Below are 25,755 nucleotides of genomic sequence, written 5' to 3'. Positions count from 1 at the left end.
CCGGGGTGTTTTGCCTCCGTTGGGCGGAGTCCAGAGCCGGAGCCGCGGCTCCGGGGCCCGCAGCGCGGGCCGGCCGGCCCGCTGGGGTGGAGCCCGCCTTGGTCCGCTGGGGCGTCGGGGTGCCCGGCGCGGGCCCGCTTCTTTGCCCCCCTCTCGGGGCCGGGGTGTGGCGGGGTGTTCCGCCCGCCCCCTGCGGGCTTTGGCCGGGCGGGTCCGGTGGCGGGGCGGGGTGCTTTGCCTCCGTTGGGCGGAGTCCAGAGCCGGAGCCGCAGCTCCGGGGCCCGCAGCGCGGGCCTGCAAGGCCGGTTGAGCGATGCCCGCCTTGGCCCGCTGGGGCGGAGCCGCGTATTGGGAAGGGGCGGGACGGGGGGACGGCCTGCCCGGGCTGTGGCCTCGTCCGGTTGCGGGGCGGGGTCGGGGGGTGGGGGTTTCGCCTGGGCGGGGTCGGAGTGGTGTCCAGGGGCTGCCCGTCAGTCCCAGTGTCGTTCCGTGTCGGCCGTCGGCCTCAAGGGCGCTCGCTGCGCTCGCGTCGCTTCGCGATTCCGCTTCGCTTCACCCTTGACCCCGCCGTCCGCCCCGGAAAGACAAGGACTGCCGGGAAGCCCCCGGGGGGAGGGCCGGCATGGGGAACGTGTCCCAGATACGGGCCCGCGAGGGTGCCTGAGCAGCGGCTGCCGCCCGACCGGCCGCCCTGTCGGGCGGAGAGCTCCGTTTCCTCGAAGCCCGAGCCCATTTGGCCCGGCGGAGCCTCCTGGCGCAGCAGATCGCTACGCGCTCCGGCCGGTTTGGCGGCCCAAGGCCGTCCGTGGCTGGGCTGGCCGCCACCGATCGCTACGAGCTTCTGCCGTCGGGCGACACACGGGCCGGTCGTGGCCGGTGAGGTGCCCTCATGGGGCATGTGCGAGTGGGCTCGCAGTGCTGGGCGCCACGCCGACGGCGGCAGCGTGCGCACGGTCCCACTCAAGGCAGTTGCCTCCGTCAGGGTTGCCCGCCGCTCCGGAAGAGTTGGAGTGGCGGGGCCTTCTCGGCTGTTCGTCGCGCGCGAGCAGTCAGATAGCGCTTGACTTGATGCCGGTGACGAAGGTGGCGAACGCGCCGGTAGAGAAGGCTAGGACCGGGCCGCCCGGGTTCTTGGAGTCCCGGACGGGGACCAGACCGCGCGAGGCGGCGAGGTTGGCCGCGACCGCCATGCAGTTGCCGCCGTTGTTGCTGTACGAGGACTTGAACCAACGGGGGGAGTCGGTCGTCACGGTGTGCCCTTCCGTAGCTTATTGACCACGTCCAAGGAGTCGGCTGCGACAACGAGTCAGCCTGCAACCGGTAGTAGGTCCCCAGCTATGGAGGCGACGAAACTTCCCGTCACGCTGTAAGTGTCCCACTCTGCGGCAGTGCCGATCGGGCGACGGACGCAGCCATCACCGACATGCTCCGCCCCGCGTGGTGTACTGACTGGCCGCGCGCCCGACCGGCTTCGTCGGCCGGCCTCTCGGCCGGGTCGTTGGCCGCCCGACACGGCGAGGCCCCGCCCCTCCGAGGATGGTGGAGCGGCGGGGCTCAGGTAGGAAGTAGGGCAGCGTCAGCCGTCCGCGCGGACCAGGGCGACGAAGGACCCCCACGCGCCAGCAGACAGGTTGAGGACCGGGCCGTCCTGCTGCTTGCTGTCCCGCACGGGGACCACGCCGGTAGCCGCCGCATGTTTCGGCGCCCACTCGACGCACTGCCCCTCGCCCCCGCTGTAAGAGGACTTGACCCACTTCAGGCTGCTGTTCACACGCACTCCTTGATGATGTTGCAAATCAGCTCAAGCGATTCGTCTTCTGACGCTGCCGCCATGCGTAGCCGGTCGAACATGGCTACGGCTCCCGCGACCACGCCAGCCGAGTCGTCCACCTGCCCGCCATGAGTTGGCGTCTCGGTGTAGACGGCGCTGGGCGTGTGGTCCGACGCGAGCAGCGTAAAGGGCAGGTGGCTCGGCGCGGCACCCGCTTTGTACGGCAGGACTTGCACCGTCACGTGAGGCGACTGCATGAGCGCAGTGAGGTGTTCCAACTGCGCCTGCATGACGGCGGCACCGCCTACCCGGGCCCTCAGGACCGCTTCGTGAACGATCACCCACAGCAGGGGAGGGTTCGCGCGCTCCAAGACGGCCTGCCGCTGTATGCGCAGTTCGACACGCGCGCGGATCTGTTCTTCGGTCTCGCGGGGGAAGGCGGCCCTGATGATCGCTGCGGCGTAGTCATGGGTCTGAAGCAGACCCATGAGGAAGGTGCAGGAGTAATCCGTTACGCCGCTGGCCGACTCCTCAAGGCTGACGTACGGCTCGAACCAACTCGGGTGTCCGCCCTTGCTCAGACGGGCCCGAAGGCGGGTGTAGACCCCGGGCGTTCCCGCAGCATTGTCTAGGGCCTCAGCAAAGGCGGCAGACGCCAAGACCGCCCCACTTTCTACCTTGCTGATCTGCGGCTGGCTGTAGCGGATCTTTTCGGCAAAGCCGTCCTGAGAGAACCCCAGCGACTCACGCAGTAACCGAACCTCCTCACCGAAGAACTCGGCGGCGCTTGAGGGACCCGACGACTGATCAACGCTCTCGCTCACGTGTTCAACTCCCCAATATTCCATCTGCATTGGCATGGGCTGAGCTGGTGTTGAGCGTACGCCTCAGGGGCCATTGTGGGGGTAGCAAGTCATGCAAGCGAACGACCCTCCGACCGAAGGGCACGGCACCCGACCATGGCCAGCACCACCAGGACCATCAGCACCAAGGACGGCACGGCGGAGCTGGCCGACGCCATAGCGCGGCGCAGTTCCCACCCGCTGACGCCGGACTGGCTGGCCCGTACCGCCCGCACCCGCAGGCGGCTGCCATGAACACCCCTGAGGCAGCCCGCCAGCACCCGCAGGCACCCGAAGGGGCGACGTGGTCATTGACGGCGCTACGGGGCGTCTGGGGCGTGTGCTGGGGCCCGTGAGCGGCATACTCCGCCTTCGGCCGGTCGGGGGTGGGCAGAACTGGGACGCCGACCCCACCAAGGTGACCTTTGCCAGCGATGACGACGTGATCGCAGCGTGGCAGGAAAGGACGCGGAAGTGAGGCCGGAGGAAGTGTTCCGATTCACGGCGAACCAGCGCGCCGAACTTGACGCCGGGTTCGCGCAGATCCTTGCCGACCGGGAAGCCCGCGCCGTAGAGGACGCCCTATCCGGCCTTCTTGTCGTGTGCGTGGACAAGGCGCCGGAAAGGGAGCGCATGTATGACCGCAGTGCCGATCACCCGGCGCGTACCGGCGTCAGAAGCAATTCGGCCGTGCGCAGTCCCGTGCGCCGAATGCGTAAGGGCCGGTCGGCAGCACGCCAAGCGTATGACCGTGTGGCGTCCTTCGCCGGCGCGCTCATGGTCATCGTGATCAGCGGTTCCATCGGCCTTTTCCTCGGCGCCACCCTGACGGCACGGTAAGCGCCCCCTGGATTCCGCCCCTGCCGGGTTGACCAATTCGCGCCCCCACGGCGCAAAGCTCCTGGCAGGGGCATGCACCCTTCACTCACAGAAAAAGGCATGCCCATGGTGGACATGGCCCCGCCCGTATGGCGGCAGAGATTCAGCAGCACTCGGCGCGGTGCCCGTCTGGCCCGGCATTTGGCTCTGCTTGAGTTGGTCGACTGGGGCTTTCCCCTGGGCGGGGACGAGTCCGAACGTGTGGCGCAGGTGGTGGCCGAGCTGGTGTCGAATGCCGTGTGTCACGGATGCGTCCCGGGCCGGGACTTTGAACTCCGAATCACGGAGCTGGAGCACGTGCTGCGCGTGGAAGTCGCCGACGCACGAGCCGAGGCCCAGCCCACGGTCCAGCCGGAGCACTTGGGTGATCACGGGTACGGCATGCGCATCGTTGTTGCGCTGTCCGTTGCCTGGGGCGTGTCCGCCCGCTCGATCGGCAAGGTGGTGTGGGCGGAGATCGCAAAGCGCCGCGTGGCCCCTCAGCCGGAGAGGGGCCGGGCATGAGGGCATCCCTGCGGTACGTGAACCACACGATCACCCGCGCGCCGGGAACTGCGATCACCGTCGCCGCTCGCTGTCTCGTACCAGGCTGTACGTGGGAACACCCGCCGGGTGCGTCGGCGAAGGCGTGTGAGGTGGCGTGCATGCAGCACACGGGCCGCACGCAGCACGCGTTCTTCGGTCGCTCGTACAGCGACGTTGCGGTGGTGGAGCGCGCGCGGTGACCGACGGGAACGCGCGCCCCCACCGCGGGGCCCGTCAGGTCAGGCCTTGCGGGACATGGCCTCGCGGACCGCGTCCTCCGAGCGGGCCACCAGGGCCGTGCCGTCGTCCGCCGTGATGATCGGGCGCTGGATCAGCTTGGGGTGGGCGGCGAGGTGGGCGATCCAGCGGTCCCGCGCCGCCGCCGTCTCCTCGCGCGGCAGGTCCGGTACCCCGGTCTCCCGGGCGAGCGGGTCCGAGGTGCGCGTGATGTCCCACGGCTCCAGGCCCAGCCGCCCCAGCACCTCGCGGATCTCGTCCTCGCCGGGCACGTCCTCCAGATACCGCCGGACGGTGTACTCGGCGCCTTCCGCGTCCAGCAGGCTCAGCGCGCTCCGGCATTTCGAACACGCGGGATTGATCCAGATCTCCATGGCACCGACCCTATCGGCAACCGGCCTGGCCAGGGCCTTTGTCAGTGCCCCGCCGTAGAATCGAATGCAGAACGACAGAACGCCAACTACCGTTTGGGAGGCTGTAGATGGCCGCTGCCGCGATCATTGTTGCGCCGAAGAAGAAGCCGCTGCCGGCGGGTCTGCCACGCGAGTGGTACGAGTCCCACAACCGCCGCCTCAAGGCCATGCGCCTGGCCATATCCCTGCTCGACTCCGGGACGTACGACGCCGAGCGGGCGACCAACCGGAAGATCCGCACCATGGCCGTCCGCACCGGCATCCGGCGCCCGTCCAACCTCACCTGCCGGATGGTCCGCTCGCTCCTCCGCGACGGCCGCTGACCGTGCGTACGACTCCCCTGAGCCCGGCGGCCGGGTGGCCGGGCTCAGGGGAGCGACAGCACCAGCACCGCCACGTCGTCCGGCGGGCCACCGTCGGTGAAGTCCACCAGGTCCTGCCAGACCGCGGCCACCAGGGCGGCCGGCGGATCGGCGGGGTCGGACAGCTCCGGCACCCGGTCGCTCAGCGGGTAGAAGACGCCGGACGCGTCCCGCGCCTCCGTCACCCCGTCCGTGTGTACCAGCAGCCGGTCGCCCGCCCGCATCGCCACGTCCAGCACGGCCGGCGGGGCCACCTCGGCGAGCCCCAGCCCCAGCGGCGCAGCCGGCTCCGCCTTGATCTCTTCCACCTTCGGCCCGCGCAGCAGCAGTGCCGGCGGATGCCCGCAGGAGACGATCCGTACGAGGCCCAGACCCGGCGGGAACTCCAGCAGCAGGGCCGTCGCGAACAGCTCCGCATGCTCCACCCCGGCCGAGTCCTCCACCAGGCGCCGGTCCAGCCGGGCCGCCACCGCGCCCAGCTCCGCGTCGTCCAGCACCCCTTCCCGGAAGGAGCCCAGCAGCGAGGCCACCGTCCCCACCGCGGCCAGGCCGTGCCCCTGCACGTCCCCGACCACGGCCCGCACCCCGTACGGCCCGGCCCGCACGTCGAACAGGTCGCCGCCCACCAGGGTGCCGCGCTGTGCCGCCCGGTACAGGCCCGAGCAGCGCACCGGACCCACCTGCTCCGGGACCGGCGGCAGCACCGCCAGCTGTGCCGCCTCCGCCACCGTCCGTACGCTGACCAGCTGCGCGTCCCGGCGCCGCCGGACCCAGGCGATGACCACGCTCAGGACGCACACCACCGCCACGGTCGCCAGATCCGTGCCCTGGGCCCGCCCCACCCCCAGCTCGCGCACCCCGAGCAGGAGCAGCACCACCCCGGCGAACACCGCCGTCCCGGTCGCCCCATACGAGAAAGCGGCGACCGCCGGCAGCGCGGCCAGGAAATAGCCGAGCTCCATCGTGCCCGGGATGGCCTGCTGGGCGAGAACCAGCACCACCAGGGCCACCACGGGCGCGAGCCGGGCCCAGCGCGGCGGCGGCGCCCCGCGCAGCCAGCCCGGCTCATCGCGCACGCGTCTCACTCCTCCACCCTGGTACCCCGGCGGGGCCCGCGCACCCCGGACGCTCCGCCGGGGTGTTCCGGCTGGCCCGGGACCCGCCGGGCCGGGACAGTGGTCCCGTGGCAGACGACGGGCAGGCGCAGAGCGCCGCCATCAGCACCCGCCTGAACTGGCTGCGCGCGGGTGTGCTGGGTGCCAACGACGGGATCATCTCCACCGCCGGACTGGTGGTCGGCGTGGCCGGAACCACCACCGACCGGCCCGCGATCCTGGCCGCCGGCGTGGCCGGGCTGCTGGCCGGCTCGATGTCCATGGCGGCCGGGGAGTACGTCTCGGTCAGCTCCCAGCGGGACTCCGAGCGGGCCGCCCTGGAAGAGGAGCGCCGCGAGCTCGCCGAGGATCCGGAGGCGGAACTCCAGGAGCTGACCGGGCTGCTCGCCGCCCGCGGCCTCTCCCAGGAGGTGGCCCGCGAGGCCGCCGTCCAGCTCACCGAACGCGATGCGCTGCGCGCCCACGCCCGGGTCGAGCTCGGCATCAACCCGGACGAGCTGGCCAACCCCTGGCATGCGGCCCTGGCCAGCCTGGTCGCCTTCACCGTCGGGGCGCTGCTGCCGCTGCTGGCCATCGTGCTGCCCGAACCCTCCCGGCGGGTGCCGGTCACGGTGGCCGCGGTCCTCCTCGCCCTCACCCTGTGCGGCTGGGTGAGCGCCCGGCTGGGCGAGGCGCCGGCACCCCGCGCGATCCTGCGCAATGTGACGGGCGGCGCCCTGGCCATGGCCGTCACCTACGCGGTCGGGACCTGGATGGGATCCGCTTAGGGGACGGTTGGGGGGTGTCTTGCCGGTCAGGCCGCCACAATGGGCGCATGCGGATCGCGGTTACCGGCTCGACCGGGCTCATCGGCAAGGCACTCGTCCGTTCGCTGCGGGCCGACGGGCACGAGGTGGTCCGCTTCGTGCGCCGCCCGCCCGCCGCGGCCGACGAGGCGCGCTGGGATCCGCACCGCGGCTCCGTGGACCGGGCCGGGCTGGCCGGCTGTGCGGCCGTGGTGAACCTGGCCGGCGCGGGCCTGGGCGACCACCGGTGGACCGAGGCGTACAAGAAGGAGATCCGGGACAGCCGGGTGCTCGGTACGGCCGCACTGGCCCGGGCCGCCGCCGCCCTCGACGAGCCGCCGCAGGTGTTCGTCGGCGCCTCCGCCATCGGCTACTACGGGGACACCGGAGACCGGGTGGTGGACGAGGACGCTCCGGCCGGGGAGGGCTTCCTGGCCGCGCTGTGCGTGGAGTGGGAGGCGGCAGCCGCCCCCGCCCACCAGGCCGGCGTACGGACGGTCTTCGCCCGTAACGGCCTGGTCGTCGCCCGGGAGGGCGGGGCCTGGGGGAGGCTGTTCCCCCTCTTCCGGGCGGGCCTGGGCGGCCGGCTCGGCAACGGCCGCCAGTACTGGTCCTACATCGCCCTGCACGACGAGGTCGCGGCGCTGCGCCACCTGATCGACACCCCTTCGCTGGCCGGGCCGGTGAACCTGTGCGGGCCCGAACCGCTGACCAACCGTGAGGTCACGGCGGCGATGGGGCGGGTGCTGCGGCGGCCCACCCCGTTCCCGGTGCCGGCCTGGGCCATGCGGATCGCGCTCGGGGAGTTCTCGCAGGACGTGCTGGGCAGTCAGCGGGTGCGGCCGTCCCGGCTGTCGGAGTCCGGCTTCGTCTTCCGGTACCCCGGCATCGAGGCAGCGATCCGGGCGGCACTGGCCGCCGACCGGCCATAGACCGCCCCCTCCACCGCGCCCCGCACTCGCCGCGCCCGCACGGCGGCTGCGCCCGCACGCTGGCTGCGCCCGGCGCGCCCGCCTGGCCGCCGCGCCCCGCGCCCGCACCTCGGGCGCGCTCTGCGCCCGTCGTGCCTGCACGTGGGCTGCGCATTGCGCTCTGCGCTCGCCGCGTCCGCACGCTCGCCGCGTCCGCACGGCAGCTGCGCTCTGCGCCCGTCGTGCCCCGGGCTCGTCGTGCCCCGCGCCCCTCGGGCCCCGCGCTCGTCGTGCCCCGCGCTCGCCGCGCCCCGCCCCCGCACGACCGCCGCGCCCGCGGCACCGCGCCCGCGTGACCGCCGTGCGACCGTTTGTGCTCACATGCGACCGACGTGCGACCGGAGTTGCTCGGAAATAGTGGGCTCGACTCGGGTATTCCTGGAGCCCGTTGGGGAAAGAGGACGAGACAAAGCCGCGCCGACCTCGGGGAGGGGCACGTGCTCAGCAGCGCACACCACGCAGACGTTGTCATTGTGGGAGCCGGAGTCTCTGGACTCGCGGCGGCACACCACCTCATTGCAGCGGGGGTTTCGGTAGCGATCCTGGAAGCCGCGGACGGCCCAGGCGGCCGGATGGCCACGGACAGCACGGCCGACGGATTCCGGCTCGACCGGATCGGCCAGCTCCTCAACACCTCCTATCCGGAGCTCGACCGCACACCCGGCCTGGAGGACCTGGTGCTGCGGCCCTTCGCGCCCGGCGCGCTGGTCCACACCGAGGACGGCAAGCAGCTGCGCGCCGGGGCGCTCACCCCGGTGCGCGCGCTGGCCGGCCGGTCCCTGGACCAGGCGCGGCTCGGCGCGGCCCTCGGCCGGCTCGCCGGGCTGCCGGTGGAGCGGGTGCTGGCCCGCCCCGAACGCACCGCCGCCGCAGCGCTCCGAGCCCGCGGCGCGATGCTGCTCCGGCCCCTGCTCTCCACCCTGCTCTGCGACACCCAGCTGGGCACCTCCAGCCGGGTCGCCGACCTGGCGCTGCGCAGATTCGCCCGGGGCCGGCTGGCCGTGCCGGAGGGCGGCGCGGCGGCCCTGCCGCGGCTGCTGGCCGCCGGGCTCCCGCCAGGCACCGTCCTGACCGGGGTACGGGTCCGGTCGGTGTCCGTCAACGTGGTCACCACGGAGGACCACGGCGCCTTCCGCTGCCGGGCGGTCCTGCTGGCCACCGGAGCGCGGGCCGCCGCGGGCCTGCTGCCGGGCCTGCGGGTCCCGGCCTTCCACGAGATGACGGTGCTCCACCACGCCTCGCCGACGGTGCTGCCCTCGGACGGTTCGCTGCTCCTCGACGGGGACCCGCGCTGGCCGGTGGCCCACACCGCGGTGATGAGCGCGGTGGACCCGACCCGGGCGCCGGCCGGTCGCTCCCTGGTCACCACGACGGTCCTCGGCCCACCGCCCCCGCCCCGGACCGTGGCCTCCCGGCTGGCCCGGCTGTACGACACCACCACCCGGGACTGGGAACTCCTCGCGGTGCACCACACCCCGGAGGCGGTGCCGGCCATGCCGCCCCCGCACGACATGCGGCGGCCGGTGCGGGTGCTGGCGGGCCTCTACGTGTGCGGGGACCATCGGGACACGAACACGGTGCAGGGGGCCCTGCAGTCCGCCCGGCGGGCGACGGCGGCGGTGCTGCGCGACTTCGGCATCCCGGCCCCCACCCCGGCCCAGCCCCTCCCGGCCGCGGCCTGACCCCGGCGGGGGCTGCGGCGCCCGCAGCCCCCGCCGGTCAGTGCAAGGCGGCGACCCGGTCGCGGTACTGCCGGACCGCCGCCGCGTCCCGGTACGGCTCCAGCCGCCGCTCGAAGTCCCGTACGTACTCCACCGCCCGCGCCGACCGCATCTCCATCGCCTGCTGCGCCGCCTCCGCCCCCAGCGCACACGCCTGGTCCAGCTCGCCCAGCCCCAGCCGCGCCGTGGCGAGCACCACCCGGCAGAACAGCCGGGACCGGGCGTACCCGGGGGCGCGGAGCTGGAGCGAGCGCTCCGCGTGCTGGGCCGAGGCCCGGTACTGCTGGAGGTCCCGGTGGCAGTGCCCGAACTCGTCCGCCAGCTGCGCCTCGTCGAAGAACCGCATCCAGTGCGGCGCATCGTCCCCGGGCCGGGCCGCCCCCAGCGAGCGTTCCGCCCGGACCAGCGAGGCCGTCGCCGCCCGGACCTCGCCGAGCACCGCGTGCCCGCGCGCCTCCGCCGCGTGCAACAGCGCCTGCAGCACCGGCGGCGGCCCGGAACCGACCCCCTGCTGGGCGACCCGGGCCAGCTGCACCGCCTCCCGGCCGTGCCCGAGGTACACCGCCTGCCGGCTCATGGTGATCAGGACATAGCTGCCGTACGGCCGGTCGCCCGCCGCCTGTGCCAGCCGCAGGGCCTGGACGAAGTACCGCTGCGCCAGGCCGTGCGCGGCGATGTCGTACGAGGTCCAGCCCGCCAGCCGGGTCAGGTCCGCCGCGGCGGCGAACAGGCGCCGCCCGGTGTTCTCCCCGTAGGTGCCCCGCAGCATCGGCTCCGCCTCGTGCTCCAGGTACCGGACCAGGGCCTGCCGCGCGTGCCCGCCGCCGTACGCGTGGTCCAGCGCCCGGAACAGCTCGCCCACCGACCGCAGGGCCGCGATGTCCCCGCCGGTGACCCGCTGCCCCGGCCCCCGGTCGACCTGCCGCTGCCGAGGCACCGACGTACGGCTGCCCTGGACCGGGACCCGGGCGGCGGCAGCCGGGTCCACTCCGCGCCCGACCCGCTCGTCGGCCCGCCCGATCAGCCAGTCCCGGCTCGGAACCACCAGCCCGGCAGGGGTGAACGCGATCTTCCGGAGTTCCGCGTGGGAGCCGGAATCCTTGCGCCACAGCCCGCTCGCAATGTCCACCGCCTCTTCCGGGGTGGCCGCGAACTCCAGCCCGGCATAGACCGGGGCGCACGCGTCCAGGCCCAGGTCCTGGGCCGACAGGCGGCGGCCCAGCCGCCGGGTGAACACCTCTGCGATCAGCGCGGGCGTGGTGCCGCGCGGCTGCTGCCCGCGCAGCCAGCGGGTCACCGAGGTCTTGTCGTACCGGAGGTCCAGACCGTGCTCCAGGCCGAGCTGATCGACCCGCCGGGCCAGCCCGGCGTTGGAGAATCCCGCTTCGGCGATCAGCGCCGCGAGCTGCCGGTTGGGGACGCGCTGCGCAGGTCGTTCCGTCATCAGCTTCCACGGTCTCCTGACGTGACGGGCCGGTCACCCGGCCCTGTGAACGGCGTGAATGTAGCGGCGAACCTCGCTTCTGCCGTCCTCTCTGCCCCACATTCATCCGATCGTGTGCAGAATCTGCACGGCCCTTTACGGACTGCCCCCCTCCATCCGCGTACGCTGCGCCTCATGACCCGCCGGCCCCCCGAGCTGGAACCCACCCAGAACCCCACCCCGGAGTCCACGGCCCTGCTGCCCGCCCCCGAGCTGACCGAGGCCGAGTGCCGTCGTTGCGGCACGCTGATCGCCGGGCTGGACGGGCGGTACGCCTGCGGGGTGTGCGGCTGGGTCAACGACCACTCCGAGGGCCACCGGCGGCTGCCGCGGGCGGACGAGGACCCGGACCTGCCCCGGGGCCGCAGGAAGCGGAAACAACCGCCGCCGTACTCTTGCTGAGTGCGATACATGCATACGGCAGGTTCTACGGCTGGTTTCAACGAGGAGGCGCCGCGGTGACTGAGCTCCGGTTTGTCCGTCTGGGCTTCGGGCCGGAATCGGTGGAGTACACCGAGGCCTGGGAGGAGCAGCGGCGCGTCCACGCCGCCCGCTTCGCGGACGAGATCGACGACACCTGCCTGCTGCTGGAGCACCCGCCGGTCTACACGGCCGGCCGGCGCACCGCCGAGAACGAGCGCCCGCTGGACGGCACCCCCGTCATCGACGTGGACCGCGGCGGCAAGATCACCTGGCATGGCCCGGGCCAGCTGGTCGGGTATCCGATCATGAAGCTGCCCCGCCCGGTCGACGTGGTGGCCCATGTCCGCCGCCTGGAGGAGGCGCTGATCCGCACCGCCGCCGATTTCGGCCTGGAGACCACCCGGGTCGAGGGCCGGTCGGGGGTCTGGGTGCTGGGCGACCCGATAGCGGAGCGGCCGAAGATCGGCGGGCTGTCCCTGGACTTCGACCCGCGGCTCCAGGACGAGGAATTCGACCCCCGCCTGAACGGCCCGGAGTACGCCCCGTCCAACGCCGGCCAGCGCCGCGAGGACCGCAAGCTCGCCGCCATCGGCATCCGCGTCGCCAAGGGCGTCACCATGCACGGCTTCGCCCTCAACGTGAACCCGGACAGCACCTGGTTCGACCGGATCATCCCCTGCGGGATCCGGGACGCCGGTGTGACCTCGCTCTCGTACGAGCTGGGCCGCGAGATCACCATCGCGGAGGTCCTGCCGGTCATCGAACGGCACCTGACGGACGTGCTGGAGAACGCCGAGCTGCGGCCCCGCGAGATCGAGCCGGCCGCCGGCGCCTAGCGTCCGGGGAATGTGTTCGGCCGCCCACAGGTTGGCCGACGTAAGAGCGTACGAAATTACGGGCGTACCCTGGTGGGCGCCGAGGAATCAAAAGTCACAGGGAGCCGGTCGTGTCCGCAGTCGCACCCGACGGACGCAAGATGCTGCGCCTGGAGGTCCGTAACGCCCAGACCCCCATCGAGCGCAAGCCCGAGTGGATCAAGACCCGGGCGAAGATGGGTCCCGAGTACACGAAGATGCAGAACCTCGTGAAGGGCGAGGGGCTGCACACCGTGTGCCAGGAAGCCGGTTGTCCGAACATCTACGAATGCTGGGAGGACCGCGAGGCCACCTTCCTCATCGGCGGCGACCAGTGCACCCGGCGCTGTGACTTCTGCCAGATCGACACCGGCAAGCCCGAGGCGCTGGACCGGGACGAGCCCCGCCGGGTCGGCGAGTCCGTGGTCACCATGGACCTGAACTACGCCACCATCACCGGCGTCGCCCGCGACGACCTGGCGGACGGCGGCGCCTGGCTGTACGCGGAGACCGTGCGCCAGATCCACCAGCAGACGGCCGGCCGCGAGGGCGGGCACACCAAGGTCGAGCTGCTGGCCCCCGACTTCAACGCGGTCCCGGAGCTGCTGGAGGAGGTCTTCGCCTCCCGGCCCGAGGTCTTCGCGCACAACGTCGAGACGGTGCCGCGGATCTTCAAGCGGATCCGCCCCGGCTTCCGCTACGAGCGCTCGCTGGACGTGATCACCAAGGCCCGCGAGTACGGCCTGGTGACCAAGTCCAACCTGATCCTCGGCATGGGCGAGGAGCGGGCGGAGGTCAGCGAGGCGCTGCGCGATCTGCACGCGGCGGGTTGCGAACTCATCACGATCACCCAGTACCTGCGGCCCTCGCCGCGGCACCACCCCGTGGAGCGCTGGGTGAAGCCGGCCGAGTTCGTGGAGCTGGCGAAGGAGGCCGAGGAGATCGGCTTCTCGGGCGTCATGTCCGGCCCGCTGGTCCGCTCGTCCTACCGGGCAGGTCGTCTGTACGGCCAGGCGATGGAGAAGCGCGGAGCGACGGCCTGAACGAAGGCTGTGTGAACTCGCGCACAAACTATTACTAAGCGGTAACACCGCATCGATGCGGCCCCTAGGCTCGTTCCAGGACGAGCCCGGCGGGCCGCATCAATGTTTCATAGGTGTTTGACCGCCCGGTCACTCCCTGGTAACACCCAACAGTGATGCTGGATCCACGCACAGCAACCAGAGCACCGAGAGAGGGTTCCCCATGCAGGCCGCGCCCGTTCGCGCCATCGCCGTTCCGACCCTTGGCGACGCCATCCGTGGCATCGAGTCGCTGCTCATCCGCGGCGCCCGCCGCAATGCCTGGACCGCCGTCCTGGAGGACCGTCGCCGGGCCCAGGACCGGGTCGAAACCGAGCATGTACTCGAGGCCGTGGCCACCCGGACGCCGCAGGCCACGTAAACTTCGCTCTATGGCGAGGAAGTCAAACGCAGAGACTGCTGCGAACCCCGGGCGACTGAAGCAGATCGCCCTGACGTACAAGATGACCCGTAAGGCCGATTCCAAGATCGGTCTCATTCTCGCGGGCGTGGGAATCGTCACCATCGGCGTCTTCCTTGCGATCGGCTTCCTGATCGGCCATCCGGTCTATCTGGGCATCCTGGGCTTCCTGGTGGCGTTCCTCGCGATGGCGATCGTCTTCGGACGGCGCGCCGAGCGGGCTGCCTTCGGGCAGATGGAGGGCCAGCCGGGAGCAGCCGCGGCCGTACTGGACAACGTGGGGCGTGGCTGGACCACCACCCCGGCCGTGGCGATGAACCGCAGCCAGGACATCGTCCACCGCGCGGTCGGCAAGGCCGGCGTGGTGCTGGTCGCCGAGGGCAACCCCAACCGGCTGAAGCCGCTGCTCGCGGCCGAGAAGAAGAAGCTGGCCCGGATCATGCCGGACATCCCGGTCCACGACATCATCGTCGGCACCGGCGAGGGCGAGGTGCCGCTCAAGAAGGTGCGGACCACCCTCCTGAAGTACCCGCGCGTGCTGGCCGGCCCCCAGGTGACCCAGGTCAACGACAAGCTGCGGGCCATGGGCGACCTGATGAGCAACATGCCGCTGCCGAAGGGCCCGATGCCCAAGGGCATGCGGATGCCGCGCGGCGGAAAGATGCGCTGACCCGCTTTTCGTATACGACACACAAAGGGCGCCCCCGGAGCCGACGGCTCCGGGGGCGCCCCTTTGTGTTCAGAGTGTGCGTTAAGAGTGTGTTCAGATGCGCACCTGGACGGCGCGGGCGAGCCGGTCGTGGAGACCGCGCCCGTCCCGGTCCCAGATCAGCGCCGGGACGAAGAGCAGCAGCAGCGCCGTACGGAGCAGCACCCGCGGGAAGCTCAGCCGGCCGCCGTCCTCCGCGACCACCCGCAGGCCCAGGGTGCGCTTGCCCGGGGTGAAGCCCACGGTGCCCACCGTCAGGACCGCCAGGGTGGCGAAAACCGCCAGCGTCCAGTTGCCCGCCGCGGTCCATTCACCCCCTGTGATCAGGCCGAATGCGATCAGCTGGCAGGCCATCCAGTCGATGGCCACCGCGCCGAGCCGGCGCCCGAACCGGGCCACCGAGCCGGGGCCCTGCTGCGGCAGACCGAGCCGCTGGCCCGGGTAACCGAAGTCGACGCCCATCTCCTCCGCTGCCGCGCGGGGGCCGGAGAGCCAGGATCCGATTGCTTGCCTCTTGTCCACCCGAACACGGTACCCGTGGCGTTCCCGGCACTCTCGCCCGGACCCCGGTTAACTTGTGCGAAACAAATGGGTCATGCTTGAGAAATCCCGTCTGCTTATGGTCGGGTCAGCGTGCGGCACCGCACTGACGCACCACGAGCTATAAAGCCCGCCCTGCCCCGGGGCCGGGAGTAGGAGGAGTTGGATGTTCCAGAACGCCGACGAAGTGAAGCAGTACATCGAGGAGAACGACGTCAAGTTCGTCGACGTCCGCTTCTGCGACCTGCCTGGTGTGATGCAGCACTTCACCATCCCGGCTCGGGCATTCGACCCGGCGGAGGAGCTCGCCTTCGACGGCTCGTCGATCCGCGGCTTCCAGGCGATCCACGAGTCCGACATGGCGCTGCGTGCCGACATCAGCACCGCGCGCCTGGACCCGTTCCGCCGCGACAAGACGCTGAACATCAACTTCTTCATCCACGACCCGATCACGGGCGAGGCCTACAGCCGCGACCCGCGCAACATCGCGAAGAAGGCCGAGGCGTACCTCGCCTCCACCGGCATCGCCGACACCGCGTTCTTCGGCCCCGAGGCCGAGTTCTACGTGTTCGACAGCGTGCGCTTCGCGACCTCCGCGAACGAGGGCTTCTACCACATCGACTCCGAGGCCGGCGCCTGGAACACCGGCTCCGAGGAGAACAACCGCGGCTACAAGGTCCGCTACAAGGGCGGCTACTTCCCGGTCGCCCCGGTCGACCACTTCGCCGACCTGCGCGCCGAGATCTCCCTGGAGCTCGACGCCCAGGGCCTCCAGGTCGAGCGCCAGCACCACGAGGTGGGCACCGGCGGCCAGGCCGAGATCAACTACAAGTTCAACACGCTGCTGGCCGCGGCCGACGACCTGATGCTCTTCAAGTACATCGTGAAGAACGTCGCCTGGCGCAACGGCAAGACCGCGACCTTCATGCCGAAGCCGATCTTCGGTGACAACGGCTCGGGCATGCACGTCCACCAGTCCCTGTGGGCCGGCGGCGAGCCCCTCTTCTACGACGAGGCCGGCTACGCGGGCCTGTCGGACACCGCCCGCTACTACATCGGCGGCATCCTCAAGCACGCCCCGTCGCTGCTCGCCTTCACCAACCCGACGGTGAACTCGTACCACCGTCTGGTCCCGGGCTTCGAGGCCCCGGTCAACATGGTGTACTCGCAGCGCAACCGCTCCGCGGCCATGCGCATCCCGATCACCGGCTCGAACCCGAAGGCCAAGCGCGTCGAGTTCCGCGCGCCGGACCCGTCGTCCAACCCGTACCTGGCCTTCTCGGCGCTGCTGCTCGCGGGCCTCGACGGCATCAAGAACAAGATCGAGCCGATGGAGCCGATCGACAAGGACCTCTACGAGCTCTCGCCCGACGAGCACGCGAGCGTCCCGCAGGTCCCGACCAGCCTGGAGGACGTCCTCAAGGCCCTGGAGGAGGACCACGAGTACCTCCTGGCCGGCGGTGTCTTCACCCCCGACCTGATCCAGACCTGGATCGACTACAAGCGCACGCACGAGATCGCCCCGATCCAGCTGCGCCCGCACCCGCACGAGTTCGAGCTCTACTTCGACATCTAAGCCGCTGACGCTTTGAGCGAAGGGCCGCCGTTCCGGTATCCGGGACGGCGGCCCTTCCGCGTGTCTAAGGTTTTGCCCACCAGGCGAAGGGTGGGTGGCGTGGACCGCGGGCCAGTGGGCGACACGGTGGGCAACACTTTCGGCGGCGATGCCTCGGCCCAGGTCGTCATCCAGGCGCAGACCGTCAACGGCGTGCACTTCGGCCCGCAGCCGTCGGCGGCGCCCCAGCAGGACGAGGGCACCGCGGGCAGCCGGGACCCCTGGGTGCGCCGGGCCGCGGACTCCCCGGTGTGGCGGCACGTACCGGCCGGCCGGGACACCGGCGCGCACCGGCAGCGGGCCACCGCGGTCGCGGCCGAGCTGGCGCGGTTGCGCGACCTCCTCGAGCCCGCCCTGGCCGACGACCCGTGGAACGACCCCGGTATCCCGATCCGCTTCCTGGACCGGATCGAACTCCTCCTCGGCGAGCCCGCCGGCTGCCCGGACCCGCTGGACCTCTATCCGGCCGAGGCCGCGCTCCTCGTCCTGCTGCCCTTCCTGCACCGGATCCACTACCTGCGCCTCGCGGCCCGGCTCCGCGAGGAGGTCCGGCCCTGGCGGCTGCGGCCCGAGGAGGGTGCCGGACCCGGCCGGAGGGCGTACGAGATCTTCGTCGACGAAGACGAGAGCCTGGTGCAGCGCGCCCTGCGCAACCCGGAGGAGGAAGCGGCGAAGGTCGGCTGGTGGCTGTTCCACCGCTGGCTGATCCAGCAGCGCGAGTTCGCGGACCCCGTCCCGGTGGGCGAGCTGCTGGGCGAGCTGGCGGAGTCCACCGCCCTCCTCGGCGGAACCCTCACGACCCGCCGCGTGACCACCCTGCTCCAGGGGCTCTGGCGCGGCCCGGATGTCTGCCACGCGGAGTTCCTGGACCAGCTCGCCGCCGACGACGGCGTCCGGACCGGCTCCGGCCACGAGCAGGTCCGCGAGCAGCGCCTGATGCTGATCGCGGCACTCGGCTACGGCATGGCGATCGAGATGCAGACGCTGCCCGGCATCGTCGCCGAGCACCTCGCCACCCCGCACGCCGTGGACCTCGACGAGCTCCGCACCACCTTGGACGGTGCCCGCTGGGGAGGCCCGCCGGACCTGCGCGTCCTGAAGGCGGAATGCCGGCACGAGGCGGTGGTGGAGGGCATCCGCGCCCATGTCGCCCGGGCCGACGAACTGCTGGACGCCGTCCGCCGTACCGGCCGGGAAAGGATCACCCACCCGCTGCCGCCACTGCCGGCCCGGCTGTCGGCCGACGGTGTGGTGCCGACGGGCCGTGCCTTCGACGGCTATGCGCGCTTCCGCAGCGACGGCCGCCGGTTCCGCGACCTGGCCATGGGCATCGAGCTGTACAAGGACCGCGACCTCGCGGTCCGGGAGCTCTACCAGAACGCCCTCGACGCCTGCCGCTACCGGCAGGCCCGCAGCCGCTACCTCGACCTGACCCAGCCGGCGCTCGGCGGCGTCCCGTACACGGGCCTGATCTCCTTCGTGCAGGGCACCGACGAGGCCGGCGCCTACCTGGAGTGCACGGACAACGGCGTCGGGATGGGCGAGTCCGAGCTCCGCGGGGTCTTCGCCCAGGCCGGCGCGCGCTTCGCCGAGCAGCTCGAGTTCAAACTGGAGCGCACGGCATGGGAGACGGTCAGTCCACCGGTGACCCTCCACCCGAACAGCCGGTTCGGGATCGGCGTGCTGAGCTACTTCATGCTGGCCGACGAGATCGAGGTCACCACCTGCCGGATGGCCCCGGACGGCGGCCTGGGGCCCGTATACCAGGTGTCGATCTGCGGTCCGGGGCACCTCTTCCGGATCCGGAAGATCGCCCCGCGGGGGAGGGAACCGGGCACGAAGATCCGACTGCGGCTGCGGCCGGACGTGGTGCCGGAGGAGTGGTCCTCGGTGCAGGCGCTGGAGCGGATCCTGGCGATCGCCGAGTTCGAGACCATCGCCGTGGAGCACGGTGGCGAGCCCAGCCGGTGGCCGGCTAAGGAGCTGAGGGCGAGGAAGGACGTCCGCGTCGGGGTCGGCTACACCGCGGACGGCTGGCTGCGTCCCTGGCCTGACGCCCCCGACGGGGTGCAGGTGGTCTGGTGCGAGCGGGGCGGTGCGCTGTTGGTGGACGGTCTGGTCGTGGAACCGAAACAGCGGGTGGGGGTCTTCAGCTCCAACCGCAGCCGCGGCGGTTTGCGGGGCGCCGTGGTGAACCTCTCCGGCCCGTGGTCGCCGGCGAAACTCTCGGTGGACCGCAGGCACGTCCTGGATTCCGTGGCGCCGACCGTGGCAGGGCTGCTGGAGCAGGCGGCATGTGTCCTCGACCAGGAACGGCCGTCGTTCGAGTGGCTCTGCGACGTGGCCGACGAGAGCATGCCGTTGGGTGACCTGGTTGCCGGCTCCGGTCTTCCGGCCGGACGGGAAGTGGTCTATCGGGGTATGCGCTTCGGCACGGGGAGAGCGGGGTTCTTCCCCGCGGACGTGTCGCTCTTCTCGCGGGAGCTTTCGGGTTTCGATTGGTACGAGGACCACCTCGCCATGGCTCGGGTCACGAGGATTCCGGACCACGTCTATCTCTGGCGGGTCTTGGCCCGCCGCCCGGAGCTGGCGCTGCGTGAACTCGGCGAAGTCTGCCCGGAACTGGCGGAGTTCGGTCCGGTGCGCGTGGCCGTGCTGTCCGACCAGGAATTCCTCATCGGCCCTGCCAGGCCCGACGACCTCCATGACGTGGCGCAGCTGGCGGACGATTTTCGGACCGATCCGCGTGACCTGGCTCGGCGGCTGTCCGCACTCGGTTTCCACGAGATCGGCCCCGAAGACTGGGCGCCCGACGCCCGGTTGACACGGGAGAACGCCGGGGTGTTCCTTTCGCTCGGCCGAGGTCTGGCGAAGGGCGGCCCCGTGACGGCGGGCCGGCTCATGGAGGCGGCGGGCAGGCGCGAGATCCGTGCGACCGCCGAGCAGCTCCGCAGCTTCGGGTTCCAAGTCCCGGAGGACTCCGTCCGGCTCTGCGAGGCGGCCCGGAAGGAACCGGTGCTGCTGCTGGACCCCGCCCGGCCGTGGATGGGCTGCCTCTCGGCTGGCGCCACGGTGCCGCTGGGCCACCTGGCCATGGTCAGCCGGGCCTGTGACCTTCCGGTGCCGGAAGTGCGGCGGAGGCTCGCTTCCCATGGACTCGCGGTGGACGAGCGGGCGCTGCCCGATCGTCCTTCGAAGGAGGTCACGCTGTTCCTGAGCAGGGACGCGGACGGGGAGTGGCCCTGGCTGGAGCGCGACGTTCAGCCGCCGCCGGGGCACATCCTGACGCTCGCGGAGCGCCTCGGGCTGGAGCCGGCGCAGGTGCTCGTACGGCTGGCGGCCCTTGGCGTGGCCGTACCCGAACCGTTTCCGGCAGACGCCTCGGTGCGGGATCTCGAGATCCTGGGCCGGTCCCCGTCGACCCTGCGCCGGGAGGAACCCCTGCGGTACGGAGAGATCCTCAACGAGGCAACGAGCCTGCAGGATGTCCGCCATCGGGTCGCCAGGCTGCGCGCCTACGGCTTCTCGGTTCCGCTTCAGGTGCCTGCTCGGCCGACCCTGCGGGACGAGGAGGTGCTGGGACGCGACAGCCCGTTCCGCTGGACGGCTCAGGCGGTCGATGCTCTGGTGCCGTTCGCTCATGTGCTGACCGCCGCCCAGCGTTTGCAGGTGACGCCGGCAGCCCTGGCCCGCCGCCTGCGCTCGTACGGACTAACGGTCGTCCCCATGGCCCTTCCACAGGGACTGCCGGTGAGCGTGGCCCTGCGGCTCATCGGGTCCGACGAGCTGGCCACTGAGGAGAAGCCGACTGCGGAGGACTTCTCGCTCCACTACCTCCACCGGGTCGCCCGCCGGACCCGGCGGACGATCACCGAGGTCGCCTCGCTGATCCGGCAGCTCGGGATCCCCGTCCCCGACCCCGCCGACACGATCCGGGCCGCCCTTGCCCGCGTACCCCGCGGCTAAGCCAGGATCGCCATCCCGCGGGTCAGTTCGCGCAGGGAGCGGACCGCCAGGTCGGCCGGGGAGTCGGGGCCCGAGGGCGGGGTGTCCGTGGTGGACCAGACCTCCAGGGAGACGCGGATCGCGTCCGTGGCCGCCGCCGCCAGGAGGCGGATCTGGAGGGGGCTGGCAGCCGGGCCGGCCAGGTGGGTGAGGATCGGGACCAGGCCCTCCTCGGAGTCCTGGTTGACCCGGTACCAGACCGCGCGCAGGGCCGGGTCGTCCTCGGCGGCGCGCAGCAGGGAGCGGGTCCAGTTCAGGCCCTCGGACAGGGCCACCGGGCCGGTGAGGGAGCGGGTGACCGCGCGTTCCAGGGCCTCGGCCAGCGGGGTGCCGGGGGATTCCTCGGCGAGCCGGTTCCGCCATTCGGCGCCGCCGCCCGCGAGCAACGGGGCCACGGCCTCCTGCTTGTTGCGGAAGTAGCGGTAGAACGTACGCAGTGCCACGCCCGCGCGGTGCGCGATGTCCTCGGCAGTGGTGCCGTCGGGGCCGTGGGTGGCGAACAGTTCGCAGGCGGCGCGGGCGATGTCGAGCTGGGTCGCGGCCTTGCGCCGCTCGGTCAGCGACGGGACGCCGGGGCCGGCCTGGAGGGAGTACGGACGAGGGGATCTCACGAGGGGAAAGGGTACTCCGCGTTCTCGAACACAACTGCATTCTTTGACAGTCTGGCAAAGCGTGTCATGCACTCGGTACGCTCGGCCCCATGAACCGTTACATAGACCGACGCGTCCTGATCACCGGCGGCGGCTCCGGCATCGGCCAGGCCACCGTCCACCGCATCCTCGCCGAGGGCGGCCGGGTCCACACCGTCGACGTGAACGAGGCCGGGCTGAAGGCCACCATGGAGCAGGCCGCGGCCGACGGCGTCGCGGCCGGCCGGCTGACCACCGCGCTGCTCGACATATCGGACGAGGGCGCGGTGAAGGAGGGCGTGGCCGCGGCCGTGGACGCGCTCGGCGGCATCGACGTACTGGTCAACGCGGCCGGCATCCTCCGGTCTGAGCACACCCACAAGACCACCCTCGACCTGTGGAACAAGGTCATCGCGGTCAACCTGACCGGCACCTTCCTGATGATCCGCGAGTCGCTCCCGGCGCTGCTGGCCGGCGACAAGCCGGTCGTCGTCAACTTCAGCTCGACCTCGGCCGCCTTCGCCCACCCCTACATGTCCGCGTACGCGGCCAGCAAGGGCGGCATCCAGTCCATGAGCCACGGGCTCGCCGCCGAGTACAGCAAGCAGGGGCTGCGGGTCGTCTGCGTGGCACCCGGGTCGATCGAGAGCGGAATGACCACCGGGAACGGCCCGGGGCTGCCCGAGGACACCGACTGGTCGCTGTTCGCCAAGCTGGCCCCGGCCCTCGGCCAGGGCTTCGCCGGCCCGCAGACCGTCGCCGGCGTGGTCGCCATGCTGGGCTCCGAGGACGGGGCCTTCATCACCGGCACCGAGATCCGCATCGACGGCGGAACCCACTACTAACAGTCAGCCGCGAAAGCGGTCCCAGAGCCGGGGGAACCGTTCCGCCAGTACGGCTTCGTTCTCGAAGTCCAGCGGAGCGCCCTCCGGCTCTGCCGCCTGCACCGGGATGCCCAGGTCCGGCGCGACCACCCCGGTCAGCTGCTCGTACGCCTCGTCCGCCGCGTACCCCAGCTCCTCGCCGTCCCCGTCGATCTCCTCGTCGAACTCGCCCAGGAGCTCCGCCAAATGGTCGGGGTCGTGCACCCCGCCCTCGAAGACCTCCCGGCCCTGGCCGATCAGCCAGCACCGGAAGTAGTCGAAGGCGTCGTCGCTGGCCCCGTCGAGCAGCACCCAGGCCGCACCCCACAGGTCCCAGGTGTACGCCCGGTTGTACCGGGACTCGAAGTGCCGGGCGAAGTCGAGCACGGAGTCCGGGTCGAGCTGGGTCAGCCGCTCGACGAGCAGCTCGGCATGTTCCTCGGGGTCGCCCTCGGCGGCCTCGCGGGTGCGGTCCACGATCTCCCAGAACTCCGTCTCGTCCATCACTGGTCCAGCATCCTGGGTCCGCCCGCGCACCGCCACTGCTCATACGGCCAATAGACGACGAACAGGCCGAAGGCCGGTGCCCGCCCCGTGGGGGAAGGACACCGGCCTTCGGTGCAGTTCGGCGGCTTCGGCGGCGCGGCCTACAGGCCGTAGCGCTCCCGGGCCTCCTTCACGGCCGAGGCCGGGACCTCGCCGCGGCGGGCCAGCTGCGCCAGCGCGGCGACCACGATGGACTGGGCGTCGACGCCGAAGTGGCGGCGGGCGCCCTCGCGGGTGTCGGACAGGCCGAAGCCGTCCGTGCCCAGCGAGGTGTAGTCCTGCGGCACCCACTGGCTGATCTGGTCCGGGACCTGACGCATCCAGTCGGAGACGGCCAGCACCGGGCCCGGAGCACCCTCCAGTACGCGGGTGACGTACGGGGTGCGCTCCTCGCCGCGCAGCAGCGCCTCGTCGCACTCCAGTGCGTCCCGGCGCAGCTCGCCCCAGGAGGTGGCGGACCACACGTCGGCGGCCACGTTCCAGTCGGCGGCGAGCAGCTTCTGTGCCTCCAGGATCCAGTGGATCGCGGTGCCCGAGGCCATCAGCTGGATCTTCGCCGCGTCCGCGGCCGGGGCGTTCTCCAGGCCGGAGGCCTGGTTGAAGCGGTAGAGGCCCTTGAGGATGCCCTCTTCCACGCCCTCCGGCATGGCCGGCTGGACCTTCGGCTCGTTGTAGACCGTCAGGTAGTAGAAGACGTCTTCCGGCTGCTCGCCGTACATGCGGCGCAGACCGTCCTTGACGATCACCGCGATCTCGTACGCGAAGGCCGGGTCGTAGTTCAGCGACGCCGGGTTCGTGGACGCGATCAGGTGCGAGTGGCCGTCCGCGTGCTGCAGGCCCTCACCGGTCAGGGTGGTACGACCGGCCGTGGCGCCGACGATGAAGCCCTTGCCGAGCTGGTCGGCGAGCTGCCACATCTGGTCGGCGGTGCGCTGCCAGCCGAACATCGAGTAGAAGATGTAGAAGGGGATCATCGGCTCGCCGTGCGTCGCGTACGACGTGCAGGCGGCGATGAAGTCGGCCATGGCGCCGGCCTCGGTGATCCCCTCGTTGAGGATCTGGCCGTCCTTGGCTTCCTTGTAGTACATCAGCTGGTCGCGGTCGACCGGCTCGTACGTCTGGCCCAGCGGCGAGTAGATGCCGGCCGACGGGAACAGCGACTCCATGCCGAAGGTGCGGGCCTCGTCGGGGACGATCGGCACCCAGCGCTTGCCGGTCTCCTTGTCCCGCATCAGGTCCTTGACGAGGCGGACGAAGGCCATGGTGGTGGCCATCTCCTGCTTGCCGGAGCCCTTGAGCAGCGGGGCGAAGGAACGGTCCGCCGGAGCCGGCAGGGCCACGTGGTGGACCTTGCGGGCCGGGGCCGGGCCGCCGAGGGCCGCGCGGCGCTCGTGCAGGTACTGCACCTCGGGGCTGTTCGCGCCCGGGTGGCCGTACGGAACGACGCCGTCGGCGAAGGCGCTGTCCGGGATCGGGAGGCCAAGGAGGTCGCGCATGTCCTTGAACTCGTCGATCGTCAGCTTCTTCATCTGGTGGTTCGCGTTCTTCGACTCGAACCCGGCACCCAGGGTGTGGCCCTTGACGGTCTGCGCGAGGATGACCGTCGGCGCGCCCTTGTGGGCCAGGGCGGCCTTGTACGCGGCGTAGACCTTGCGGGGCTCGTGGCCGCCGCGGGAGCTGTGGAAACACTCGGCGATCTTCGCGTCCGACAGCACGCCCGCCAGCTGCACCAGCTCGGCGTTGGCGCCGAAGAAGTGCTGGCGGATGTAGGCCACGTCGCGGGTCGCGTACGTCTGGAACTGCGCGTCCGGGACCTCGCGGATGCGGCGGACCAGGGCGCCGGTGGTGTCGAGCTGGAACAGCTCGTCCCAGGCGGAACCCCACAGGGTCTTGATGACGTTCCAGCCGGCGCCGCGGAACTGCGCCTCCAGCTCCTGGACCACGCGGAAGTTGGCGCGGACCGGGCCGTCGAGGCGCTGCAGGTTGCAGTTGATGACGAAGGTCAGGTTGTCGAGCTGCTCGCGCGAGGCCAGGGCCAGGGCGGCGGTCGACTCGGGCTCGTCCATCTCGCCGTCGCCCAGGAAGGCCCAGACGTGCGAGTTGGCGGTGTCCTTGATGTTCCGGTTCTGCAGGTAGCGGTTGAAGCGCGCCTGGTAGATCGCGGAGAGCGGGCCGAGGCCCATGGAGACCGTGGGGAACTCCCACAGCCAGGGCAGGCGCCGCGGGTGCGGGTAGGAGGGGAGGCCGTTGCCGCCCGACTCCTGCCGGAAGTTGTCGAGCTGCTGCTCGGAGATGCGCCCGTCGAGGAAGGCGCGGGCGTAGATACCGGGGGAGGCGTGGCCCTGGATGTAGAGCTGGTCGCCCGAGCCGTCGGCCTCCTTGCCGCGGAAGAAGTGCTGGAAGCCGGTCTCGTAGAGCCAGGCCGCCGAGGCGAAGGTGGCGATGTGGCCGCCGACGCCGTACTTGGAGCCGCGGGTCACCATCGCCGCCGCGTTCCAGCGGTTCCAGGCGGTGATCTTGGCTTCCATCGCCTCGTCACCGGGGAACTCGGGCTCCGCGGCGGTCGGGATGGTGTTGACGTAGTCCGTCTCCAGCAGCTTGGGCAGCGCGAGCCCGGCGGCCTCGGCGTGCTGGAGGGTACGGCGGAGCAGGTACTCGGCGCGGCGCGTACCGGCGGCCTTGGCAACGGCATCCAGGGAGGCCGCCCATTCGGCGGTCTCCTCGGTGTCGCGGTCCGGGAGCTGGTCGAGCTCGCTCGGAAGCTTTCCTACGGGGTCGGACATCGGTGTGCGCCGCCTTCCGGACTAAGGAGGGTGGTGAAGAAAGGAACCCTGACTGGCAGGACAGGGTCGATGGACCCGGTTGGGGTCCGTCGACGACTGTAAGGCGCTGATCGATGATCGATCAAAGAAAAGTGTCCAAAAAATGGCCGTGGGGCGAAAGTCGGCACTGCGTGCCGTGGAAAGAGGCACGCAGTGCCGGGCA

The 25,755-nt window shown here is 71.4% G+C and carries 26 protein-coding genes; 16 read left to right on the top strand and 10 right to left on the bottom strand.

Features of this window, described 5'->3' with window-relative positions:
- Window positions 1-1,049 precede the first annotated feature (1,049 nt).
- From ABT123_RS31275 to ABT123_RS31265, 3 genes are all read right to left on the bottom strand, one after another.
- A complete protein-coding gene (locus tag ABT123_RS31275) occupies window positions 1,050-1,250 on the bottom strand; it encodes a DUF397 domain-containing protein (RefSeq protein WP_351320808.1) in 201 nt (66 codons plus the stop codon).
- Between the two features lie 326 nt (window positions 1,251-1,576).
- Window positions 1,577-1,771, bottom strand: coding sequence for a DUF397 domain-containing protein (locus ABT123_RS31270; RefSeq protein ID WP_351320806.1), 195 nt, complete (start codon window positions 1,769-1,771; stop codon window positions 1,577-1,579).
- The gene (locus ABT123_RS31265; protein ID WP_351320804.1) at window positions 1,768-2,595 is read right to left on the bottom strand and encodes a helix-turn-helix domain-containing protein; all 828 of its coding nucleotides are present in this window, start codon (window positions 2,593-2,595) and stop codon (window positions 1,768-1,770) included. Before ABT123_RS31265 ends, ABT123_RS31270 begins: the two co-directional genes overlap by 4 nt.
- Before the next feature lie 135 nt (window positions 2,596-2,730).
- Here ABT123_RS31265 and ABT123_RS31260 point away from each other — a divergent pair, with 135 nt between their 5' ends.
- From ABT123_RS31260 to ABT123_RS36800, 4 genes are all read left to right on the top strand, one after another.
- On the top strand, window positions 2,731-2,868 hold the full coding sequence (locus ABT123_RS31260) for a hypothetical protein (protein ID WP_351320802.1): 138 nt from the start codon (window positions 2,731-2,733) through the stop codon (window positions 2,866-2,868).
- Between the two features lie 198 nt (window positions 2,869-3,066).
- Window positions 3,067-3,453, top strand: coding sequence for a hypothetical protein (locus ABT123_RS31255; RefSeq protein WP_351320800.1), 387 nt, complete (start codon window positions 3,067-3,069; stop codon window positions 3,451-3,453).
- A 99-nt stretch (window positions 3,454-3,552) separates the two neighbouring features.
- On the top strand, window positions 3,553-3,996 hold the full coding sequence (locus ABT123_RS31250; RefSeq protein WP_351320798.1) for an ATP-binding protein: 444 nt from the start codon (window positions 3,553-3,555) through the stop codon (window positions 3,994-3,996).
- Window positions 3,993-4,217, top strand: coding sequence for a DUF7848 domain-containing protein (locus ABT123_RS36800; RefSeq protein ID WP_502971107.1), 225 nt, complete (start codon window positions 3,993-3,995; stop codon window positions 4,215-4,217). The genes ABT123_RS31250 and ABT123_RS36800 overlap by 4 nt, the downstream gene beginning before the upstream one ends.
- Before the next feature lie 39 nt (window positions 4,218-4,256).
- Here ABT123_RS36800 and ABT123_RS31245 read toward each other — a convergent pair whose 3' ends face one another.
- Window positions 4,257-4,628: an ArsC/Spx/MgsR family protein gene (locus ABT123_RS31245; RefSeq protein ID WP_351320796.1), complete on the bottom strand. Its 372-nt coding sequence runs from the start codon at window positions 4,626-4,628 to the stop codon at window positions 4,257-4,259.
- Between the two features lie 107 nt (window positions 4,629-4,735).
- Between ABT123_RS31245 and ABT123_RS31240 the strand changes: the two genes are divergently transcribed.
- Entirely contained in the window at window positions 4,736-4,990 is a 255-nt protein-coding gene (locus ABT123_RS31240; protein WP_351320794.1) for a hypothetical protein, read from the top strand.
- A 44-nt stretch (window positions 4,991-5,034) separates the two neighbouring features.
- Here the strand turns inward: ABT123_RS31240 and ABT123_RS31235 are convergent, their stop codons facing one another.
- Window positions 5,035-6,105 (bottom strand): PP2C family protein-serine/threonine phosphatase, encoded by a 1,071-nt coding sequence (locus tag ABT123_RS31235; RefSeq protein ID WP_351320792.1) that lies wholly within the window; start codon window positions 6,103-6,105, stop codon window positions 5,035-5,037.
- A 107-nt stretch (window positions 6,106-6,212) separates the two neighbouring features.
- Between ABT123_RS31235 and ABT123_RS31230 the strand changes: the two genes are divergently transcribed.
- The 3 genes from ABT123_RS31230 to ABT123_RS31220 all read left to right on the top strand — a co-directional run bounded on the left by ABT123_RS31230 (window position 6,213) and on the right by ABT123_RS31220 (window position 9,582).
- Window positions 6,213-6,911 (top strand): VIT1/CCC1 transporter family protein, encoded by a 699-nt coding sequence (locus ABT123_RS31230; protein ID WP_351320790.1) that lies wholly within the window; start codon window positions 6,213-6,215, stop codon window positions 6,909-6,911.
- A 47-nt stretch (window positions 6,912-6,958) separates the two neighbouring features.
- Window positions 6,959-7,861, top strand: coding sequence for a TIGR01777 family oxidoreductase (locus ABT123_RS31225; RefSeq protein WP_351320788.1), 903 nt, complete (start codon window positions 6,959-6,961; stop codon window positions 7,859-7,861).
- 476 nt (window positions 7,862-8,337) lie between these two features.
- Window positions 8,338-9,582 (top strand): FAD-dependent oxidoreductase, encoded by a 1,245-nt coding sequence (locus tag ABT123_RS31220; protein WP_351320786.1) that lies wholly within the window; start codon window positions 8,338-8,340, stop codon window positions 9,580-9,582.
- A 37-nt stretch (window positions 9,583-9,619) separates the two neighbouring features.
- On the opposite strand, the gene ABT123_RS31215 is transcribed toward ABT123_RS31220, so the two are convergent.
- Window positions 9,620-11,065 (bottom strand): NsdA family TPR-like regulatory protein, encoded by a 1,446-nt coding sequence (locus tag ABT123_RS31215; protein WP_351320784.1) that lies wholly within the window; start codon window positions 11,063-11,065, stop codon window positions 9,620-9,622.
- Between the two features lie 174 nt (window positions 11,066-11,239).
- Here ABT123_RS31215 and ABT123_RS31210 point away from each other — a divergent pair, with 174 nt between their 5' ends.
- The 5 genes from ABT123_RS31210 (at window position 11,240) to ABT123_RS31190 (ending at window position 14,533) form a co-directional block, all read left to right on the top strand.
- Window positions 11,240-11,506: a hypothetical protein gene (locus ABT123_RS31210; protein ID WP_351320783.1), complete on the top strand. Its 267-nt coding sequence runs from the start codon at window positions 11,240-11,242 to the stop codon at window positions 11,504-11,506.
- A 56-nt stretch (window positions 11,507-11,562) separates the two neighbouring features.
- On the top strand, window positions 11,563-12,363 hold the full coding sequence (lipB, locus tag ABT123_RS31205; protein ID WP_351320782.1) for a lipoyl(octanoyl) transferase LipB: 801 nt from the start codon (window positions 11,563-11,565) through the stop codon (window positions 12,361-12,363).
- 110 nt (window positions 12,364-12,473) lie between these two features.
- Window positions 12,474-13,424 carry a lipoyl synthase gene (gene lipA / locus ABT123_RS31200; RefSeq protein WP_351320780.1) on the top strand — a complete coding sequence of 317 codons (951 nt, stop codon included), beginning with the start codon at window positions 12,474-12,476 and terminating at the stop codon, window positions 13,422-13,424.
- Between the two features lie 202 nt (window positions 13,425-13,626).
- Window positions 13,627-13,824: an SCO2195 family GlnR-regulated protein gene (locus tag ABT123_RS31195; RefSeq protein WP_351320779.1), complete on the top strand. Its 198-nt coding sequence runs from the start codon at window positions 13,627-13,629 to the stop codon at window positions 13,822-13,824.
- Between the two features lie 10 nt (window positions 13,825-13,834).
- Window positions 13,835-14,533 (top strand): DUF4191 domain-containing protein, encoded by a 699-nt coding sequence (locus tag ABT123_RS31190; protein ID WP_351320778.1) that lies wholly within the window; start codon window positions 13,835-13,837, stop codon window positions 14,531-14,533.
- A 93-nt stretch (window positions 14,534-14,626) separates the two neighbouring features.
- Here ABT123_RS31190 and ABT123_RS31185 read toward each other — a convergent pair whose 3' ends face one another.
- Window positions 14,627-15,094 carry an RDD family protein gene (locus ABT123_RS31185; RefSeq protein ID WP_351320776.1) on the bottom strand — a complete coding sequence of 156 codons (468 nt, stop codon included), beginning with the start codon at window positions 15,092-15,094 and terminating at the stop codon, window positions 14,627-14,629.
- A 184-nt stretch (window positions 15,095-15,278) separates the two neighbouring features.
- On the opposite strand from ABT123_RS31185, the gene glnA reads away from it, so the two are divergent.
- The gene (glnA, locus tag ABT123_RS31180) at window positions 15,279-16,688 is read left to right on the top strand and encodes a type I glutamate--ammonia ligase (protein ID WP_351320774.1); all 1,410 of its coding nucleotides are present in this window, start codon (window positions 15,279-15,281) and stop codon (window positions 16,686-16,688) included.
- A gap of 99 nt (window positions 16,689-16,787) precedes the next feature.
- A complete protein-coding gene (locus ABT123_RS31175) occupies window positions 16,788-20,693 on the top strand; it encodes a wHTH domain-containing protein (protein WP_351320772.1) in 3,906 nt (1,301 codons plus the stop codon).
- Here the strand turns inward: ABT123_RS31175 and ABT123_RS31170 are convergent.
- The gene (locus ABT123_RS31170) at window positions 20,690-21,343 is read right to left on the bottom strand and encodes a TetR/AcrR family transcriptional regulator (RefSeq protein ID WP_351320770.1); all 654 of its coding nucleotides are present in this window, start codon (window positions 21,341-21,343) and stop codon (window positions 20,690-20,692) included. The two genes, ABT123_RS31175 and ABT123_RS31170, sit on opposite strands and share 4 nt — an antisense overlap.
- A gap of 89 nt (window positions 21,344-21,432) precedes the next feature.
- On the opposite strand from ABT123_RS31170, the gene ABT123_RS31165 reads away from it, so the two are divergent.
- The gene (locus ABT123_RS31165) at window positions 21,433-22,206 is read left to right on the top strand and encodes an SDR family NAD(P)-dependent oxidoreductase (protein WP_351320768.1); all 774 of its coding nucleotides are present in this window, start codon (window positions 21,433-21,435) and stop codon (window positions 22,204-22,206) included.
- A 3-nt stretch (window positions 22,207-22,209) separates the two neighbouring features.
- Here ABT123_RS31165 and ABT123_RS31160 read toward each other — a convergent pair whose 3' ends face one another.
- Both ABT123_RS31160 and aceE read right to left on the bottom strand, forming a co-directional pair.
- On the bottom strand, window positions 22,210-22,728 hold the full coding sequence (locus ABT123_RS31160) for a DUF4240 domain-containing protein (RefSeq protein WP_351320766.1): 519 nt from the start codon (window positions 22,726-22,728) through the stop codon (window positions 22,210-22,212).
- A gap of 143 nt (window positions 22,729-22,871) precedes the next feature.
- A complete protein-coding gene (gene aceE / locus ABT123_RS31155) occupies window positions 22,872-25,553 on the bottom strand; it encodes a pyruvate dehydrogenase (acetyl-transferring), homodimeric type (protein ID WP_351320764.1) in 2,682 nt (893 codons plus the stop codon).
- Window positions 25,554-25,755 lie beyond the last annotated feature (202 nt).

Origin of the sequence: Streptomyces sp. NPDC002054 (assembly GCF_040296685.1) — a bacterium.
GTDB lineage: Bacteria > Actinomycetota > Actinomycetes > Streptomycetales > Streptomycetaceae > Streptomyces.
Note: the sequence above shows the minus strand (reverse complement) of the source record. Positions and strands in the feature narration are given on the sequence as shown.